At 36.5% G+C, this 17,976-nt stretch carries 20 protein-coding genes and 1 pseudogene; 19 read left to right on the top strand and 2 right to left on the bottom strand.

Translation table 11 applies throughout. The annotated features are described in order from the left end of the window. The first annotated feature begins 358 nt into the window (after nucleotides 1-358). The 11 genes from MUO15_RS04740 (at nucleotide 359) to MUO15_RS04690 (ending at nucleotide 10,375) form a co-directional block, all read left to right on the top strand. Nucleotides 359-1,189 (top strand): GNAT family N-acetyltransferase, encoded by an 831-nt coding sequence (locus MUO15_RS04740; protein ID WP_245033906.1) that lies wholly within the window; start codon nucleotides 359-361, stop codon nucleotides 1,187-1,189. A 124-nt stretch (nucleotides 1,190-1,313) separates the two neighbouring features. Beyond that, entirely contained in the window at nucleotides 1,314-1,691 is a 378-nt protein-coding gene (locus tag MUO15_RS04735; protein ID WP_245033904.1) for a hypothetical protein, read from the top strand. Nucleotides 1,692-1,744: 53 nt separating this feature from the next. Then, complete coding sequence (locus MUO15_RS04730) at nucleotides 1,745-2,974, top strand: GNAT family N-acetyltransferase (RefSeq protein ID WP_245033901.1); 1,230 nt, start codon at nucleotides 1,745-1,747, stop codon at nucleotides 2,972-2,974. 763 nt (nucleotides 2,975-3,737) lie between these two features. Next, a complete protein-coding gene (gene ltrA, locus MUO15_RS04725; RefSeq protein ID WP_245033899.1) occupies nucleotides 3,738-5,552 on the top strand; it encodes a group II intron reverse transcriptase/maturase in 1,815 nt (604 codons plus the stop codon). Nucleotides 5,553-5,810: 258 nt separating this feature from the next. Then, a complete protein-coding gene (locus MUO15_RS04720; protein ID WP_245033896.1) occupies nucleotides 5,811-6,338 on the top strand; it encodes a hypothetical protein in 528 nt (175 codons plus the stop codon). 205 nt (nucleotides 6,339-6,543) lie between these two features. After that, the gene (locus tag MUO15_RS04715; protein WP_245033894.1) at nucleotides 6,544-7,185 is read left to right on the top strand and encodes a hypothetical protein; all 642 of its coding nucleotides are present in this window, start codon (nucleotides 6,544-6,546) and stop codon (nucleotides 7,183-7,185) included. A gap of 135 nt (nucleotides 7,186-7,320) precedes the next feature. Then, nucleotides 7,321-7,695, top strand: coding sequence for a hypothetical protein (locus MUO15_RS04710; protein ID WP_245033892.1), 375 nt, complete (start codon nucleotides 7,321-7,323; stop codon nucleotides 7,693-7,695). 190 nt (nucleotides 7,696-7,885) lie between these two features. After that, nucleotides 7,886-8,428, top strand: coding sequence for a hypothetical protein (locus MUO15_RS04705; RefSeq protein ID WP_245033890.1), 543 nt, complete (start codon nucleotides 7,886-7,888; stop codon nucleotides 8,426-8,428). A gap of 85 nt (nucleotides 8,429-8,513) precedes the next feature. Continuing rightward, the gene (locus MUO15_RS04700; protein WP_245033888.1) at nucleotides 8,514-8,876 is read left to right on the top strand and encodes a hypothetical protein; all 363 of its coding nucleotides are present in this window, start codon (nucleotides 8,514-8,516) and stop codon (nucleotides 8,874-8,876) included. After that, nucleotides 8,851-9,270 (top strand): LysE family translocator, encoded by a 420-nt coding sequence (locus MUO15_RS04695; protein ID WP_245035849.1) that lies wholly within the window; start codon nucleotides 8,851-8,853, stop codon nucleotides 9,268-9,270. The genes MUO15_RS04700 and MUO15_RS04695 overlap by 26 nt, the downstream gene beginning before the upstream one ends. A gap of 193 nt (nucleotides 9,271-9,463) precedes the next feature. Continuing rightward, nucleotides 9,464-10,375 (top strand): phosphotransferase family protein, encoded by a 912-nt coding sequence (locus MUO15_RS04690; RefSeq protein WP_245033886.1) that lies wholly within the window; start codon nucleotides 9,464-9,466, stop codon nucleotides 10,373-10,375. 176 nt (nucleotides 10,376-10,551) lie between these two features. On the opposite strand, the gene MUO15_RS04685 is transcribed toward MUO15_RS04690, so the two are convergent. Then, complete coding sequence (locus MUO15_RS04685; RefSeq protein WP_245033884.1) at nucleotides 10,552-11,751, bottom strand: IS110 family RNA-guided transposase; 1,200 nt, start codon at nucleotides 11,749-11,751, stop codon at nucleotides 10,552-10,554. 566 nt (nucleotides 11,752-12,317) lie between these two features. On the opposite strand from MUO15_RS04685, the gene MUO15_RS04680 reads away from it, so the two are divergent. The 7 genes from MUO15_RS04680 to MUO15_RS04650 all read left to right on the top strand — a co-directional run bounded on the left by MUO15_RS04680 (nucleotide 12,318) and on the right by MUO15_RS04650 (nucleotide 16,282). After that, the gene (locus tag MUO15_RS04680; protein WP_245033882.1) at nucleotides 12,318-12,878 is read left to right on the top strand and encodes a hypothetical protein; all 561 of its coding nucleotides are present in this window, start codon (nucleotides 12,318-12,320) and stop codon (nucleotides 12,876-12,878) included. Between the two features lie 99 nt (nucleotides 12,879-12,977). Beyond that, entirely contained in the window at nucleotides 12,978-13,205 is a 228-nt protein-coding gene (locus MUO15_RS04675) for a hypothetical protein (RefSeq protein WP_245033880.1), read from the top strand. Between the two features lie 866 nt (nucleotides 13,206-14,071). Beyond that, on the top strand, nucleotides 14,072-14,221 hold the full coding sequence (locus MUO15_RS04670) for a hypothetical protein (protein ID WP_245033878.1): 150 nt from the start codon (nucleotides 14,072-14,074) through the stop codon (nucleotides 14,219-14,221). Nucleotides 14,222-14,293: 72 nt separating this feature from the next. After that, the gene (locus MUO15_RS04665) at nucleotides 14,294-14,545 is read left to right on the top strand and encodes a hypothetical protein (RefSeq protein WP_245033876.1); all 252 of its coding nucleotides are present in this window, start codon (nucleotides 14,294-14,296) and stop codon (nucleotides 14,543-14,545) included. Between the two features lie 232 nt (nucleotides 14,546-14,777). Next, nucleotides 14,778-15,533 carry an AAA family ATPase gene (locus MUO15_RS04660; RefSeq protein ID WP_245033874.1) on the top strand — a complete coding sequence of 252 codons (756 nt, stop codon included), beginning with the start codon at nucleotides 14,778-14,780 and terminating at the stop codon, nucleotides 15,531-15,533. Between the two features lie 134 nt (nucleotides 15,534-15,667). Further along, complete coding sequence (locus tag MUO15_RS04655) at nucleotides 15,668-16,030, top strand: hypothetical protein (RefSeq protein WP_245033872.1); 363 nt, start codon at nucleotides 15,668-15,670, stop codon at nucleotides 16,028-16,030. Between the two features lie 36 nt (nucleotides 16,031-16,066). Beyond that, nucleotides 16,067-16,282, top strand: a complete 216-nt coding sequence (locus MUO15_RS04650) for a DUF6366 family protein (protein WP_245033870.1) — start codon at nucleotides 16,067-16,069, stop codon at nucleotides 16,280-16,282. Between the two features lie 153 nt (nucleotides 16,283-16,435). Here MUO15_RS04650 and MUO15_RS04645 read toward each other — a convergent pair whose 3' ends face one another. Further along, on the bottom strand, nucleotides 16,436-16,639 hold the full coding sequence (locus MUO15_RS04645) for a gamma-type small acid-soluble spore protein (RefSeq protein WP_245033868.1): 204 nt from the start codon (nucleotides 16,637-16,639) through the stop codon (nucleotides 16,436-16,438). A gap of 324 nt (nucleotides 16,640-16,963) precedes the next feature. On the opposite strand from MUO15_RS04645, the pseudogene MUO15_RS04640 reads away from it, so the two are divergent. Beyond that, a pseudogene (locus MUO15_RS04640) lies at nucleotides 16,964-17,814 on the top strand (AraC family transcriptional regulator). Nucleotides 17,815-17,976: the final 162 nt, after the last annotated feature.

The raw sequence follows: 17,976 nt of genomic DNA, 5'->3' as shown, positions 1-17,976 counted from the left end.
GGTATAGTTAAAATAAGAATAAAAATGGAGGGCTGTTCTTTGGGTACCTTCGCAGCTTTATTGATTGTGATATTAGCAGTATTATTCGATTTCTTTTGGTTGGATGTAGATCGAAAACGTTGGGGGTGGATGAAAAATTGGACAAAGTTTCAGAAAGGATTATTCTTTTCTGGCTTTGCGGTTGTTTCAGTTTTAATTTATGTAGGACTAAGTCTAGAATTTTTATGAGTCAATAGATGAACCAGTATAGGGGCGATAGCTCCACAGTGGTTATCATTAGTTGTGATAGCCAAGCATAAATGTTGGAAAAGTCTGGATGGATTTAAGTTACAATGTTATTTCGGTAGGAGGGTTAAAAATGATTCGTGAACTTGATAAAACTAAATTCTATAAATGCGAAAAGTTAATAAATGATGCGGGACATTTAGAAGTTAAAGCGGTAATAGAAGGTAATAACCCGGGGCGAATTTTTGTAGATCATATCCATTCTCCTAAAACAGGACTTATCTGGTTGGGCAATAATGATGGTTTTTTCTTTATTGGAGATGAGGAAAATGAGGTATTTAATAACCATATAAATGAATTCATTGATAAGGTAATTTTCCCTGAATCAAAGAAGTTGAGATTAAATAATTTTATAGCCATTGGCAATCATTCAGGATGGGATAAGACGATAGAGAGGATCTTTGAACATCGTCACGTGCAGAAATCTAATCAAATTGTTTATAAGTTGGAAAAAGGTCATTATAAAGAGAATAATGAACCTTCAATTAAAGGGGATTATAACGTATTAAAAATCAACAAAGAACTTTTTGAGAATAAGTACAATTCACTTGAAAACACAGGATTTTTACGCTCAAAAATATCAGAATTCTGGTCTTCTTCTGAGGATTTTTTTAGTAAGGGTATTGGTTACTGTATTGCCTGCCAAAATAAGATTGTGAGTTTATGTTTTACAGGTTTTGTAGCTGAAAATGTCCACGGTATAGATATAGAAACAATAGAGGATCATCAGGGGAATAAATTAGGTCAGAAAGCAGCCCACTGTGTTGTGAAAGATTGTGTGAGTAAGGGTATGATTCCATATTGGGATTGTGAGGAGACAAATAAGCCTTCTAATATAATTGCTAAAAATATAGGATTAGAGAATTATTTAAATTATTTAGTGTACATTTTTCCGATTGATTAAAATTGATGTGTTATTCAATTAACGGGCGCAAGAATTGAACAAGATGGGCTGTCAGCAGTCCATTGTGATTCTTGGTGAAGTAGGGAAGAAGAGTTGAACAGGATGAACAGAAAGGAGCAGTGACGTGTTTCGTAAGTTAAAAAGTAACTTACTAAAAAAGGGGAAATTTGATGTAATTGGTGTTGGTGACATTATACAATTTAATGGAGGAAAGGCTTATACAGTAAAAAGATACGAAACGACCAAGAGTAATTGTGAGAATAACAAAATTCACTTTAAACCTTATAGAGGATATCACCCAGTGCCATTTCCGGGAGATAGACCTTATGAAAATGAAGTATGGGAAAGTATTCGATATCTAAATTACGAGATGGAGCAAAAATCGGATTCTATTTATTCTGTAACTAAAACAAAGCAATCCGAAGAACCAGATTTCTATCATCTTTCCATCGAGGATGCCCACAAGAAAGCTATAGAATGCGACAAGAATAGGTATAAATGACTGTTCAATTATCGGGCGCAAGAATTGAATAAGAAATTATTTTGGAGGTTTCGATGGAAAAACATATTAGAAAGATAACTGGAAGCGATTATGAAAAGTTTAATAAAATAGCAAATTCAGCATTCGAAGGCTTAAATGCTGATAAATGGCTCGAAAACCACATTGAAGAAACCACAAAAGAAAATTTATATGGCGTATTTAAAGACAAGAATTTATTAGCAGGTATGAGGACTTTTGATTTTGAAATGAATTATTCCTCAACTCCCATACGCGTTGGAGGAGTCGGAATGTTGGCTGTTGATATGTTACATAAGAAAGAAAAAAATGCTTATCAATTATTGCAGTATTTTTTAAATTTAAATTCAGACGCAAAAGTTAATCTTGTTATGTTAAACCCATTTAAAGTTAGTTTCTATAAAAAAATGGGATTTGGTATCGGTACAAAGAACTATCAATTCTACTTAGATCCAAATGAGTTTCCTAACTATAAAGAAAAGAGCCACTTGGTGGAGTTAACTGTTGATGAAAGAGGACAAATTCTTGATTGTTATAATAGGGTTTATTCCCGAACGCACGGTATGACGAAGAGATTTCCTTTTGAAAGAGAATTGAATAGACCTTTTTGGTTTGGTAGGGTAATTGGTTATGTAATCGAGGGAGAAGTTAAGGGTTATTTTGTGTATAGTATCAAGGAAAAAGATTTGCATATTCACGAACTGTTCTTTGAGTCTCCAGATGTGATAAGAGAGTTTTCAACTTTCCTCAATAGTCAATCAGATCAAATTAAGCGAGTAATAATTAACTCTAATTTTGACGAAATTTTACATTTTTTAGACTCTCCAGAAAGTGGAGAAACAACAATGGTTGATTTTACTTCCTCCCCTGACTATAAACACATCGCAAATGTGGGAACCGGGATAATGTATAGGATTATTAATTGTTCTGGCTTTTTTGAAGAACTTAAGGAAAGCAATCACATTTTTAACCCTAGTATTACAATTTCAGTTAAACTTGCAATTGAAGATGATTTGTTTCCCATTAATTCTTTGCCCTTTATTTTGGACATTAAAGGAGGAAGAATTGTAGACATAAAAGAAGATGGCCCAGCCGATGTAGAATTAAGAATGAATATAGCAGTGTTTTCTTCTTTGGTCATGGGAGTCGATAATGCTAATTCCTATTTAAAATGGGGTTTGATGGAGATTTCAGATGTAAGTTATATAAAAGTAATAAATTCACTTTTTCAAACTGATAGTAAACCTATGATTACAAAAGCCTTTTAATATTTTCTCCTTCTTTCACTAAAGCGTTAGTCAAGCATCTTAAGCAATCGGGCGCGCGCGACAAGTTCTGTTATAAACGCTTTTCAGCGTGAAAATACAGGAAGTTTTAAGCATTTAAAATTTCAACTTTGCAACGGAGGATGGGAATGACGGAACCATGTTTCCTGAAACCATCCCGTCAATACTCCTGCATGCGTTAAGGCTGACAGGTCTTAGGGTATGAAGCACAGGTGGATTCGGCAGAACGAAGGCTGAAGCCATTCTTATGAAAAGGTATGCTAACGGATATGCCGCACGGCTGAAAAACTGGATAAGGTGAGAATAGTTCTTTGAAATAGGAACTGACGAACTTCCGAATGTAAGGGTCTAAAGATTCGAACATAAGGAAACTTATGTCCCATCTCACGATGGGGTGAGTGGTGTGGAGTAAAATTGCGCCCTCTGAAAGACGCTATACCGAACCATGGCGGTATCTAGCTCACAGGCTTAAAGGAAGCACCTATGTTAGTAAGGATAGCTACGTTGTAAGGGACTTGGAAAGCAAGGAACGTTGAATCAAGGGCTGTCACCCGAAACGTTTGCTATAAAGTTATGCTGAAAAGCATTTATCCTTGTGAGGGTAGGGGTATGACTGATGAACCTCCTGTAACGGGAGTGGAGGAACAACCCCAAGTCTAATGAATGAAACGATTATTTTCCTAATGTGAATGGCACCGATCGGGTAGGAACGTGGGAACATTACTCCATAAGGAGGGATGCCACAGTGCCAACGTTACGAAACTGGGATTATTACAATATGACGGAGACATTTACAGAACTATACGAAAAAGCGAGCCGAGTACAAGTATTTTCTCATCTCTATGACACCATCATATCAAGAGAAAACATCCTCCTCGCTTTTCGCATGATAAAAACCAATAAAGGTTCTAAAACACCAGGTACCGATGGGAAAACCATCGACGACATGAAAGAACTATCAGAAAATGAACTCGTTACAGAAGTACGGACCAAACTAAGAAATTATCACCCGAAGAAAGTTCGCAGAGAATGGACTGAAAAAGAAAATGGTAAATGGAGACCTCTTGGGATTCCATGTATCTTGGATAGAATCATCCAACAATGTTTCAAACAAGTTCTCGAACCTATTGTAGAATCTCAGTTTTTCAAGCATAGCTACGGGTTCAGACCTCTCCGGTCTGCTCATCATGCTATGGCTAGGATACAATACTTGATTAATCAAGCGCAATTTCATTTTGTGGTTGATATAGATATTAAGAGCTTCTTTGATAATGTAAATCACTCATTGTTAAATAAACAGCTTTGGAATATGGGTATTCATGACCGCAAGGTTCTTACTTGTATCTCGAAAATGATAAAGTCAGAAATTGATGGAGAAGGCGTACCAGAGAAAGGATCCCCGCAAGGTGGAATTTTATCCCCTCTACTATCAAACGTGGTTTTAAATGACCTGGACCAATGGGTTGCAGGCCAATGGGAGGTATTTCCTCTTACCAAATCATACAGTTCTGATGATTCTAAAAGGCAGGCTAGAAAACGAACAAATTTGAAAGAGGGATACTTGGTTAGGTACGCCGATGATTTCAAAATCCTATGTCGAGATGGAAAGATTGCTCAACGGTGGTACCATGCGGTACGACTTTACTTAAAAGAGCGCTTAAAGCTGGACATCTCTCCTGAGAAATCTCAAATTGTAAACTTGAGAAAACGAGAATCTGAGTTCTTAGGTTTCACTATTCGTGCGAATAAAAAGGGTAAGAAACGGGTGGCACATACAGGCATCATTTCTTCAAAAAGAGAAAAAATGAAACAGGAAGCCAAAAAACTCATTCGAAGAATGAAGGCTTCTCCAACCGCCGAAAATGTACACCGTTATAATAGTTTTGTTTTAGGAATCCATCACTACTTCAACCGAGCGACACATGTAAACCTGGAGTTCTCACGTCTTGCATTCGATCTTAAACCATTCCTGTATAACCGTCTTCGACCAGTTGGAAAACAGGAGCATCCATTTAATCCACCCCCGATTTATAAAAAGCTTTTTAGCTTAGGGACGAAAACGTTTAGAATAAGAGATATGTATCTTTTTCCCATTGGCGGTGTTAAAACGGTCAATACTATGAACTTCAGTCCAAAGCTTTCGCTTTATACAAAGAAGGGTAGGGAAAACTTGTATAAGAAACTGCGACCCGATATTCAAAAGGAAGTTAGTTTCTTAATGAAGGCTACCCTACCAAATCGAAGTGTTGAATACTTGGATAACAGGATTAGTCGATACAGTATGAAGATGGGGAAATGTGAAATTACAGGACAATACTTGTACTCCTATAATGTCCATTGTCACCATTACATACCGAAACATCTTGGAGGAAGCGACCAGTTCCGTAACCTTCGAATCCTCCATGAAGATGTTCATCAATTAATTCATATGAAGGATGCTAAAAGGATTAAGTTTTTCCTCTACAAGTTAGGGGTTAATCAATTTAAGCTCGAGAAGATCAACCAATACCGAAAGGTATGTGAGCTGGATCAAATTGAATCATCCCGTCTCGAAGAGTAACAAGGAACTTATAATCTAGTACATATCGTTAGATGGAGCGCCGAATGCTGGGAAACTAGCACGTTCGGTGTGGAGCAGGGGAAAAGCCGGAGATAACATCAAACGCTTACCTATTGCTAACGTTTATCGAATAACGCGTCCTTCTGTATAGGGCTAGATTCTTGAGTAATGCATTGTACAAATGGTGTAAATTTGAAACAATTGTAATTAGCATTCGAGACTGTTACAGAATGGGTTTTATATTTTAGGAGGTTTAGATTGAAACTTTTTTATGTACTCATCTTTTCTCTTTTACTGTTTATAGCAGTAATAGTTACAAATAATTCAAATGATACAAAGAGAATTAATTATGCTTCTTTATCTAAAGGCGAAATTAACAAGTTTGTAGAAGAAAGAAATATTGAGCCTTTGGCCACTGAAAATACCCAGAATGAATCAATTATTTTAGTTGATGGAGGGACTTACTCTCTTTCAAAAAGGAGTGACAATGGGGAAGTCGTAAAGAGATCCACTAGATGGGATGGTAGTCAAAAAGAAGTACAGTTAGGCTTTCGAAGCACAGGGAGTCCTTATATTTATCTAATCCTAGAGGATGAAACTTTGATTGAACAAGCATATAAAGTGGAAGTTATGTTTAACGATGGAACATCCGTTTCAAAATTAGTGGAAGACAGTCGAGGATTTATTTTATTTTATGATAAGAAAGCAAAAAACTTAAACATAGAAGACTTTGAATTGAATGTTTATGATGAAGATGAAAACACTCTGTACGAAACAAAAGGTTAGTGTTTTGTTGTTTTCTATTCAACTAGCTGGTAGCTCTAATTACATATAATACTCAGTAATACCAGCTAATAGAAGTATCTGTTTGTTCAATAACAAAGGGCGCGCTTGTGGAACTATCAGGCAGTATTATTGTGGTGGTCAACTGCTGCGACATAAACTTAATACACTTTGGATTACGGCTAGCCTTTAGTTTTTAGGAGGTTATATGCAAAAAATATACTTGTCAATAATAGCTTTATTAACGCTAACCTTGTTTGTTACATTCAATTATACAAATAATGAGAAGAATACTCAGGAATCACAAAACGTAGAAAAAAGCCTGGGTTCAACAGAAGTATTCAAACCACCTGAAACATATGGGATCACAATTAACATAAGTGAATTTAGGGATTACTTTTCAAGTGTAGAAGCTAAAAAAAATATATTTGAAGGTCAACAGGGTGTGGCTACAAAGACAGAAAACATCCCCCCAGAAAATCACAAAGAGGTAGCATTAGGGTTACTTCTGGAAGCAAAGAAGTCTATAAGCGCAGCAGGCAAATTGGGAATACCAAAACTTGAAAATCAAAAAGACTTCTTCCAACCCACTGATAAACAATTACGAAAGTTGATAAAGTTAAGGAATAATAAACTGGCGACTAACATTGTTCAAAGGATCGTAATATTAAGGGATGCAAATGACTTAATTGATAATGAAGTCATTAATGAACAGATAAAATCAGTCACGGAAAGATTAGCGAGAATAAAAATTTATGAGAAAGATACTCTATATAAATTTAGTCTGGCGTACAAGGAATATAAGGAATGTATAATACTAATTCATAAAATGACACAAGAATTAGGGTAGTTAGTAATTTACAGTCATAAGACTACTATCCTGTTCTCGTGTTCCACAATTGGGGCGCATTTCTGGAGTAAGAATTGTGCTCTTTATTTACGAAGGGCCATTTAACAGAATAAGAATTTGAAGGAGGCCATAGCTGTGGGAAGGATATCAGAGAAGAATAGAAAGTATATAACCAAAACAGACATGGTCAAATCGTTTTCAAAAGTTTATCAACTCTACACCTTATCCGAGTTACCTTTAGCCAATGTACATATATTGCTTGATCATTTTATGTGGACGTGGACGGAATTTGATGGGAAGTATAGGGGGTGTAAATGGTGGTCTGAAAAAGCTTACGAACAATACGCCACAGGAAAAGAAAAAAGGACAAAGGGACTAATTCATGATCATGTTGTACCCCGAGATGTAATAAGATATGAAACATTTAAAATACTAGGCAACAACAGTAGTGATAAACAACTATATGACTTTTTTAATAAGCATCTTATTGGATGTGTGATAAGAGGATAATGCATTTAGTAAATTAGGTTTGAAGAATTTATTGGGCTGCAATTTAGATACCCAGACAACTTGGAATAGATACGATACTGCTAAAACCATAAGAAAAAAGATTGAGTGGTAATTAGAGACTGATTCTTTACCTAATTCATTATCGGGCGCCATTCTTGAATAAGGATGTACCCCTTGAGGAGTGAAGCAGATGGATTTTGAAAAATACATACAAATGTTTTTTAATAAAGTCGAAAATAATGCAGTTGAAATTTATAATGAATTTTCTTTACAACACGAACTAGGATTATTTTTGCGAAACGTAATTCCGAAGCCAATGAAAGTTGAATTTGAACGTAATATTGGTTTTTTTAATAACGAAGCCAAGTGTGTAAAAAGTGAAATAGATATCGTCATTTACTCTTCGGATAAGAACGAAAAATACGCTATTGAACTAAAGCTCCCGAAAAATGGTCAGTATCCTGAATCAATGTTTAACTTCATCAAAGATATTCAGTTTATGGAACAAGTAAAACAAATGGGCTTTACGAATACGTATGCGGTCACATATGTGCAAGATAAACTATATTATAGTGGTTCAAAAATAGATGGTATCTATGCATATTTTCGAAATCATAAAGCTTTACATGGAGAAGTCAGTAAACCAACTGGACAAAAAGATGAAATCCTTCATATTCAAGGAAACTACCAGATTGATTGGTTTAACCTCGGAAATGGGGGGGTTATTATATGATTTCCATCTAGATTTGTTCCAGAATAGGGGCGCTTTTCTGTAATAAGGAATCATGTCCATTGCACAAATTGGAGGGGTATATCTTATGAAAAAGGTATGGAAAATCTCACTCGTTAGTTTTTTCATAATGGCTAGTTTAATTTTATGGATGTATTTTCAAACGGATTTGTTAGGTTCAGATATCAGTTGGTATGCGTTTGTGCCTGCCGCCATTGTAATGGCTGCAACCCCAGGGACAAATCAGATTCTTTCGTTAAGAAATGGTTATGTTAAAGGCCCCTCCGTAGCAACCAAAGCCGTTTCTGGGCGATTTTTTGCATTTATTTTAATGATTGGGGCCGTTGCTTTAGGTCTTGGAACTCTGATGGCTTCGTCCTCGATTTTTTTTTCAGTTAGTAAAATGGATCGGCGTCATTTATTTGATGTATTTAGGAATTCAAATGCTTAGACGTTCTCCCAAAAGCGAACGTCAGGATGGGGTCTCAGCCCCTCCTTCTCGTGGTGAAGTCGTTGCCAAAGCGCAATCAATCCCGGTTTATGAATCAGTTAAACAAGAATTCATTGTAGCTGCTACGAATCCCAAAGCTTACATTCTTTTTGCTGTTTTCTTACCCCAATTTATAGATCCTAATGCTACTAATACAGTTGGTCTCTTATTTACTGTAGGACTACTATATATAATAATTGAATTCATCTGTTCTTGCGGATATGCATTTACGGGAGGCTTTTTATACAAAAAAGGGGCGGGATTTGATAAAGATAAACTAATGAACCGAATTTCTGGCTTTTCTATGATAGGACTAAGTATTTGGCTAGCTACTGAAAAAAACCCCTCCAAATAACGAGAGGCTTAACTGGAAGATCAAGATCTATGCAGCGTGATAGTCATAGAACATTCTTCAATTATCGGGGCGCTTATCTTAAATAAAGATAAGCTTCTTTTTTGTGAAAACAGTCATTGAGTTAAATACCTAATTTTGAAATAATTGGTATTAAGAATGCAGAATTGGTATTTTCATAAAGGGGGGAGCCTTTTTGACAACTTTAGACCGAAGACTAAGTGAGATGGGCTGGAAGCTACTAAATATTGAGGTTATCAATGGTGCCCACGCAGGGAGTATATACAGAATCGATGTAATAGATCAAGAAAACAATAAAGCTAAGTATATCTATAAGGAATTTGCTGGCGATCGCAATAATGAAGTGGATGTATACGGGAAGTTAAAAAGTTATATTAAGCCATTCAGTAAATTGGTTAAAGTATGGAACTCTTCTCCGAAAGCCATTCTTATGCTTGATCTTAAAATGCCTCTAAAAGAGACATTCAAGGAATTACCTATAAGACACAAGAAAACGTTAATTGAAGGTATCTTACAGAAGTTATCTTATTTACATAGTTTAAACCCTAGAAAAGCTGCTAATGAGTTGCCTACTCATTTCATAACATCGGAATGGCGCGAATGGGGTTTAGATCAAATAAAGAAATTGTGTTTAAGACATCAGTGGGCAAAATCAAAGTGGATAAAAACAATAGATTATCCTTACGAGCAATTAGGCCTAACTAATTACATGTTTAGAAGCCCTTTAACCTTAACTCATGGTGATCCACACTTGGAAAACATTTTTTATTTTGAAGAGCATATTTGGTTTATTGATTGGGAGTGGGCAGCAATTGGTTCACCATTAAGGGATATAACGATAATGTTACAAGATATTTATGAGCTTGAACTAATTCAATTTGCGTTTAATTCTTATAGAGGAATTTTAGAGGTTAAAAACCTCAATATAAGTAAGGACGATTATAGAAGTGACTTTAATCACCTGTACATAGACCATACAACGATGATGTTAGCTTGGGAAATTGAAAAGTATTTTCAAGGATATACATCTGAAGAGAGGGTTAAAGAAATTACAGAGTTTAAAATTGGAGAAATCGATAGGTGTTGAAGATCACTACCGCCAACATAATATAACGATCTTCCGTAATACCAGCTAATAGAAGGTCAACAGGTAGGACTAAAAAAGATAAAAAATTCATGTTACAATAAAATTGACCACGCCAAAGAAACTTCAAAGAAATGATTTTGAAGTTTTTGGGTAAAATGTATATTATTTGTTAATTGCTATACTTTAAAAACCTCTTTACGTTTTAATAATGCGTATATCCAATGAATGAGCTTGTTTGCGCATGCAATGATAGCGACTTTGTGTGGTTTGCCTTCTTCACGTTTCTTTTCATAGAACTCTTTCAGCTTGGGGTTGCGGTTTTTGGTTAAGCCGCATTGGACAGCTGTATAGAGTATTTGACGAAGACGGGATGAACCTCTTTTTGTAATGGTATTGATCGTTGCTTTGAACTTGCCAGATTCGTGAACACTGGGATCAATTCCCGCGTAGGCAACGAGTTTCTTGGGGTGATTAAACTGATCGATTTCCCCAATTTCGGAGATGATTGTGGCGGCAATCTTTCCACCGATACCTGGGATCGATTGGATCAATCTATATTCCTCAAATTCTTCAGCCAGGGCATCTATCTCTTCTTCCAGATTGGATAGGTGCTCTTGGTATTGGAGAAGCATTTGAATATACATATTTAGACTCACGGTATGACTCCTGTATAAATTACATTTGAAAGGGTCACGCTTAGCTGCCTCTTTTAGTTTATGAGCTTTCTCTAAACACCAGGATTGAGAGCGTTTTGCTCCTCCTTGACGAATTACTTGGGCGATATCCTCTACTTTTTCATCCCTCACATCTTTAGAAGTTGGGTAACGGCGTAAAGTTATTAATGATGTGGGTGAATATAGAGCTCCGAAGACCCTTTTATACTCTGGGAATACCTGATCCAATATGGTTTGAAATTGGAGTTTATTTTGGACATACGTCCCAGTCAGGGAATCATGTTGCCTAGATAAATTACGCAAATTCATCGTTCGTATACTTTTCTTCTGAAAGGCTTCGAGATCGTCTTCCTTGTAGTATAACTCCCCCAAATGAAAAGCATCGATGACGTCCGTCTTCACCTTCCTCAGATTTGTCTTCTTAACTTCGTGAGAGATAACTGGATTGATTAAATAGTCAGTGATTTTCTGTTCTTCTAAAAACTGAAGAACGGGTTCATGATAATGTCCCGTCGATTCAAAAATGACAACCGGAGGTTGCCCCGAAGCCTGTTCGACCTCCTGATAGAACCTGTGAAATTCATGCAAACCTAATACATCATGAGTAAATTTAAAGCTCTTCTTGTAAGGATTTTTCTTCTGTAAAAAGGCTTGGAGTTGGCTTTCTCCTTTTGCGATATCCAGGCCAATGACTGGATCCATAAGTTACGACATCTCCCTTTATAAAATTCACCGGTAACCCCTAACCTATCTCATAGTTTCATAGCTTCTCTTGTTATACGGGATCGATGTCCCAACCAGCCTCAAACATGTTTCTACAAGTAGGGGTGGACAGTATTCACAACGGGATCAAGTCCCACGGGCCATTACGTCCTACCCGGATACCTAAAGAATAACCTATAAAAAATAGGTTAACCAGAAATGACTGGCTAACCTCATAATACGAAGGGCCATCTAATGGAATAACACCTGGTAGCTAAATTGGATATTTATGTTAAAGTGAAGGTGCTCCATATTCTCATCAATCCAAAGGAGTGACGGTACTCACATTTTCACTAATATTTGGTGTAGTTGTAGGAGCAATTATATTTTTGACGTTAGTTATTCCTGCATTTATGACTGTTAAAAGTAATGAGAAGGGGTCAGCACCCTCGAAAAAATTCATACGATTTGGGGCTGCTGGTTATTAATTAGTTGCTTTTCCTAACTGGGTCTAACGCTAGCAGAATCTCTAAAATGTAAATCAGAGAATTGGAGGGTGTTATTCAATGGAAAAAATCACGAAGTATTTTAAGTTTTTTGTATTATCTGGAATTATACTATTTACTGTAGGTTGTACAAACTCCGAAGAGACGGGAAATAGTGCAGAGAAAAGCGAAGGCGAGCAAAATGTTCGGGCCGTTTTAGAAAAGATCTTTACTGGACCTAATGAGGAACAGGAAGAGATATTGCAAGGTTCTATTGAAGATTTGGATAAGTACGCCAAGAGACTTTCTGAGTATCAAGAAACTTTCAAACCCTACACGACCGAAAAGTTTTTCGAGGGTTTTGTAAATACTAATGGGGCATTGAAATTTTTACAGATGGCGCATCCTAATTATGAGTTGAAAGTTGATGAAATCACACTTGAGGAAAGAGAAAGTAACGAGGGCGATTACGACTTCACTGTGAAAGTATCCTATACGAATAAGGAAAGTGACGAAAGTGAAACAATGAACGTTGAAGGTAGAGCGTACACGAATGAAGATGGAAAACTCACAAGCATTCGATATATGAACTTTGAAGAAGTTCGCGACGCCTTGGAGGAAAGGAAAGTTAAGCAACCATAGAATCACCCCCTAGTTGGGAACATAGAGAGTGTTACATACTTACGGTTTTATGTTAATATGAAAGTGTTTTCAACTTCTTACCAATCCAAACGGGAGTGATTGCTTATACTAAGCCCAGTCTTAACACTATTTGGAATTTTCTTTGTATTGTTTTTACCTGGCTTAATTGGAATGATTGTCAAAAAATTATTCTTCAAAAGCAACAAAAACAACAAAGATTATCGGTTAGACAGAAGAAAACCAGATTCCCTAAACCAAGCAGAGGCTAAAAGTCGGGCGTACGCGGAAGCAAATAGAAATACATTTGGCGGTGGATCAGGCTTCTAGCACACTCATGACAGAATTTTTATTTATATCCAATAACAAATTGCAAAAAGCTGCATTCTATAATTGGAATGTGGCTTTCTTATGTGGCAAGTAAATGAATTTATTATCTGCATATTGGATCATACAAGATCACTTCACTATGTTTTGATTATCTATATGAGTGTTCCTTTAAATTATCTTGAATTCAAGTATTCAATTAACGGGCGCTTAAATAGTAAATATAAAGACCATAAAATATGCAAAGTTTTATACAAGACTTTGATTCTGCGGTCTTTTTAATATACAAAAAACATACTGCCATTTTCATACATAAGTTAAATGCCAAATACATTTTATTCAATTTGTATAGCTATGACTTTTGCCAACCAGTAAACTATTAAACAAGCGGTCTGCGATGGACGAATAAGATCGCGGCTTTTTCTGTATTTTGATCAGTTTATTTTACATATTACGGTAATTAAATTATGGGGCCGGTTCAAAGTGTAGAAAGACATGGGTTAGATCCACCACTGCCATCTTTTTGACCCGAGCCGGACAAGAAAATGATCCACCTGTGACATTAGTGAACCATTTGAATTAAGTCAATTGACTTGGAGCCTCTACGTACATGCCTCTATGATAAACGCCCGTCAGGAAAAGTCACGCCGTTTTTATCGAGGCTAGCATGTACGTTTCTCCAAGTAAATTGCGCTGCTTTGACTGGAATTGGTGGATCCGTTCTGTCTTAATTTGACCCATATTATGGCAGAGGTGGATCAAAAAGATGGCAGACCTGGGTCAATTCGATGGCTGTAAACACAAAGAGTTGTTTGCACAGTAAGATATGCTTAGCTGAATAACGTTGAACAAAAAAGGATGAGGATATTATGATGAAATTAAAAATCACAACATTTGTTTTAATTGGAGGATTAATAGGCGCTCTAACTGATGGGATAATGATAGGGGTTGGCGCCTCAGCTTTGGTTTTTATAGCCTATCAGCTTGAGAGATTGTTAGAAGTAAATGAGAAGAATTAACTTAGATTATGGGGGATGGGTAGGTTTCGGTCTACATATAAACAAAGATAAGGCGAGGAGGGAAGAAATAAAATGAAAAGAATATTTAGCATTTTTTCCAGTGTTTTATTTTTCATTGGATTAGCGTTTTACATTGCAGTTTTATTTGGCTATGATACTTTTCTTTTAGGCGGAGTTATTGTTTCAGTAATCGGGTTCATTTTAGCGTTATTTGGTGAAAAAGATATTTATAAAAAGATTGGTTTAATTGGCAATGGCCTCATTATATTTGTTACTGTACTTATTCCTTTTATAGTCACAACTTTTTTCTGGAATGAGCCTTAATACCAAATCAAATTTTCAAAAGATTAGAGTCGGTAAGTAATCATCTTCCGACAGGGTGCATTCAAACTTTGACAATCACGGGGATGAATCTAATACTGGCGCGAGTTCGAGGAGCAAACCTTACATAAATTGATGAGTTTTTGGAATACCATGCAACATCGATTTCAAAGCTGGGCTTCCGTTATTAATTTTTTTCTTCTAAATAAGAAATCGGAAAGGGGAATTTTGTACAGTGATATTAAATCAAGATACTCAGTATATTAAAAGTCTCCATCTAAAATCGGAAAGTATACACTCGCACGAATCTTTTCCTTTTAATCTACCCGTTATTAGGAATTTCTCGGAACTGTTTTTTCACCCTAATGTTACCTACATTGTTGGAGAGAACGGTCTGGGGAAATCTACGTTGCTCGAAGGTATTGCCATAAAGTATGGCTTTAATCCTGAAGGAGGTACTCTGAATTTTAATTTCTCCAATTATGATTCTCATTCCATCTTAGAGCAATATTTACGTTTGTCTAAAGGCGTTTATAAGGCAAAAGATAACTTTTTCTTTAGGGCTGAAACGTTCTACAATTTAGCTACAAATATTGAGGAATTAGATCAAGACCCCTTTTCGGGACCTAAGGTTGTAGATTCATTTGGGGGGAAATCGTTACATAAACAATCTCATGGAGAGTCTTTTTTTGCGGCATTTAATAATCGCTTTCAAGGTAAGGGGCTATACATTTTGGATGAACCAGAGGCAGCCTTATCTCCTCTAAGACAAATGTCTATGCTTACTCGAATCCATGAACTTGTTAATAAAGGTTCTCAGTTCATAATATCTACCCATTCACCAATAATCATGGCTTATCCAAGTTCTAAAATTATTCAGCTTAGTGAAGAAGGTATGAACGAGACAAAATTGGAAAGAACAGACCACTTCAATATAATGAAGCAATTTTTTGAAGATAAGGATCGGTTATTGCATCATTTATTTCAATAAGGCGGTCAGCTGGTTATTCCAGGCATCTGGAATAGGAGTTATCAATGGCAAAAAACGATAAAATGAGGGGGTTAGTTAGAAAGTAGTTGAATTTATAAAAAGGAATTTTTATGAAAATTAAGGTGGTCTTGATTATGTCAAAAAAGGCTTTTTCAATTTTATCAGCATTATTGTTCATATTAACCGTATTTCCTATTATAGCTGGCCCAACTCGTTGGGGGAATGGATTATTTGTCTTTGTCCTCGACATCAGCATCTATTTACCTTTAATTCTTGGAGGAGCAGGACTTGTATTTGGTTTGTTAGGAAGAAAGGGTAACGTAAAAGTAAGCCTTGTTTTGTTAAATATTATAGGCTCCTTTCACTCTTTGTATTATTTGTTGCAATGTATGGTTTTCAACAGCCATAAAAAGTCATATTCATCTTGGGAGCGATTATTCAACAAGGGTAGTTGCTTCTTCTGTTTACCCAGCAGAATTATTAAAGAAGATCAATAAAATAAATTTTAGACTTTGAAGTGGAGGTGTTTTTCATTGAGTAAAGATAGTGAAACTCCTGAAGAAAGAAGAGAAAGACTAAGGCAAGAAGAATGGAAAGATAACCTGGGTGGTAATTTGAATGATTCGTTAAATAGGGGTAATAACGGAAGTCTGGTTGATTTAGTCGGGGGGCTGGGTTGGAAAGGGACTGGAATCCTTATTATTGTAATAGTATTAGGGTTTATAGTATATTCCGTCTTCTTTCGCTAACGGGTTTAAAAAAGGGTAGCTGCCAAATAACCACAGAATAGGCAGGAAAAGTAGGAGGGTCTATTGGCGGGAATATGGTCAAGGAAATGGTCAAAATGGCTTAAGAAAAAATGATGCAAGAATTAATGAAGCCGCTGGTTTGAATCTAGATAATCAGCGGGCATAACGCTTATTTTTAATTTTCTTGTTCCTTGAGTGCTGCTGATTCTTTCTTTTAACAGCTTCAATGTTGGTACCACTATACATTTCGGTGCTGTGTCCACCGGGTGTTTCAGCAATAAATTCTTTTGCTTCATTATAAGACATGCCGGAGCGTTCATTTTGTCTCTTTACAGCATCGATATTCGTACCTGCCACGTATTGGGATAATCTCCCGTTTAGAGATAATTAAACAGGAGACTCGAGAATCTCGGCTATGAACCTATTACAGCTTTTATAAATGGAACGTTGACCTTTTAAAAAAGTAAATAAGCTCTAGCTTACCGCAGTTGCCAATACTGTGGTATTTTTCTTATATGAAGATTTTTTGAAACGGATCTTTTTGATTATCACCAGCATAGGAGACCTTCAAGAAAAAACAGTAAGCGAAATCGCCCCACTGCAACCCTGTCAAAACAAAGCACAGATTGACAGGATTCAAAAGTAAAGCCTTGCTAGAATCTAAATAAGGGAGTGAGCGAAATGACGTGGGTTGAATCGTTACAAACGGCCATAGACTACATGGAAGAGCATTTACTAGATGATATGTCGATAGAAAGCATTGCCAATCAGGCGAATTTTTCAGTATTTTACTTCCAGCGTACATTTACGATATTGACGGACATATCTGTCGGCGAATATCTCAGACGCCGCCGCTTAACATTAGCTGCCCATGAGTTAAATAGAACAAACGTCAAAATCATTGATCTCGCCTACGATATGGTTACGACACTCCCGAAGCTTTCTCAAAGGCTTTTCGACGGCAACATGGTGTAACCCCAAGTGAAGCACGAAAGTACACGGGAAAGTTAAAATCTTATAACCGCCTGGTGATACAGGTAAGTCTAAAAGGAGCAGAGCCAATGCAGTACAAAGTTGTCGAACTTGAAGGATTCCAGGTCGTAGGGGTTAAGCGAGAATTTTCATTGGTTAATGAGCAAAATCAGGTAGGGATTCCAATAATGTGGGATGACGTACATGAAGATGGAACCAACGATTTATTATTTAAATTGAACAATGGTCCGGTCGAAGGTGTGTTGGGTGTGTGTGTCGATAAAAGCTCCGAAGCAATTGATTATTGGATAGGTACAGCACATGAAGGTGATACGCCTGATGGGTTATTGAAATTGGAAATCCCTGCATCCAAGTGGGCTGTATTTGAAGTTCACGGGCCGATGCCGGATGCGATGCCGAAAGTTTGGAAACAAATCTTTTCAGAATGGTTTCCTTCTAGTGGTTATAAGCACGCAGGTACACCGGAATTAGAGGTGTATTCTGATGAAGATACCTCCAGTCCTGATTTATATTCAGAAATCTGGATCCCTGTAAAGTAAAGGTGGAAGTTGTTTGCATAAGAAAAAACTCCCTGTGAATGAAGGAGGGGGATGCATGTTTTAACTTCATTTTTTTCAATACCATTTTGATTTCTGTCGACACAAGCCGCCCCCTGAACCGGCTCAAAAGTACAAGAATGATCTTCGTATCCGGCAATTAAT

The sequence above is a fragment of the Halobacillus amylolyticus genome (assembly GCF_022921115.1).
GTDB classification, from domain to species: domain Bacteria; phylum Bacillota; class Bacilli; order Bacillales; family Halobacillaceae; genus Halobacillus_A; species Halobacillus_A amylolyticus.
This window is presented reverse-complemented; position numbering and strand designations above follow the sequence as displayed.

What these genes read in the sequence shown, in the direction of transcription:
- MUO15_RS04740 (WP_245033906.1), top strand. Translation starts at nt 359, where the DNA reads ATGATTCGTGAACTTGATAAAACTAAATTCTATAAATGCGAAAAGTTA.
- MUO15_RS04730 (WP_245033901.1), top strand. Translation starts at nt 1,745, where the DNA reads ATGGAAAAACATATTAGAAAGATAACTGGAAGCGATTATGAAAAGTTT.
- MUO15_RS04715 (WP_245033894.1), top strand. Translation starts at nt 6,544, where the DNA reads ATGCAAAAAATATACTTGTCAATAATAGCTTTATTAACGCTAACCTTG.
- MUO15_RS04705 (WP_245033890.1), top strand. Translation starts at nt 7,886, where the DNA reads ATGGATTTTGAAAAATACATACAAATGTTTTTTAATAAAGTCGAAAAT.
- MUO15_RS04700 (WP_245033888.1), top strand. Translation starts at nt 8,514, where the DNA reads ATGAAAAAGGTATGGAAAATCTCACTCGTTAGTTTTTTCATAATGGCT.
- MUO15_RS04695 (WP_245035849.1), top strand. Translation starts at nt 8,851, where the DNA reads ATGTATTTAGGAATTCAAATGCTTAGACGTTCTCCCAAAAGCGAACGT.
- MUO15_RS04685 (WP_245033884.1), bottom strand. Translation starts at nt 11,751, where the DNA reads ATGGATCCAGTCATTGGCCTGGATATCGCAAAAGGAGAAAGCCAACTC.
- MUO15_RS04680 (WP_245033882.1), top strand. Translation starts at nt 12,318, where the DNA reads ATGGAAAAAATCACGAAGTATTTTAAGTTTTTTGTATTATCTGGAATT.
- MUO15_RS04670 (WP_245033878.1), top strand. Translation starts at nt 14,072, where the DNA reads ATGATGAAATTAAAAATCACAACATTTGTTTTAATTGGAGGATTAATA.
- MUO15_RS04665 (WP_245033876.1), top strand. Translation starts at nt 14,294, where the DNA reads ATGAAAAGAATATTTAGCATTTTTTCCAGTGTTTTATTTTTCATTGGA.
- MUO15_RS04655 (WP_245033872.1), top strand. Translation starts at nt 15,668, where the DNA reads ATGTCAAAAAAGGCTTTTTCAATTTTATCAGCATTATTGTTCATATTA.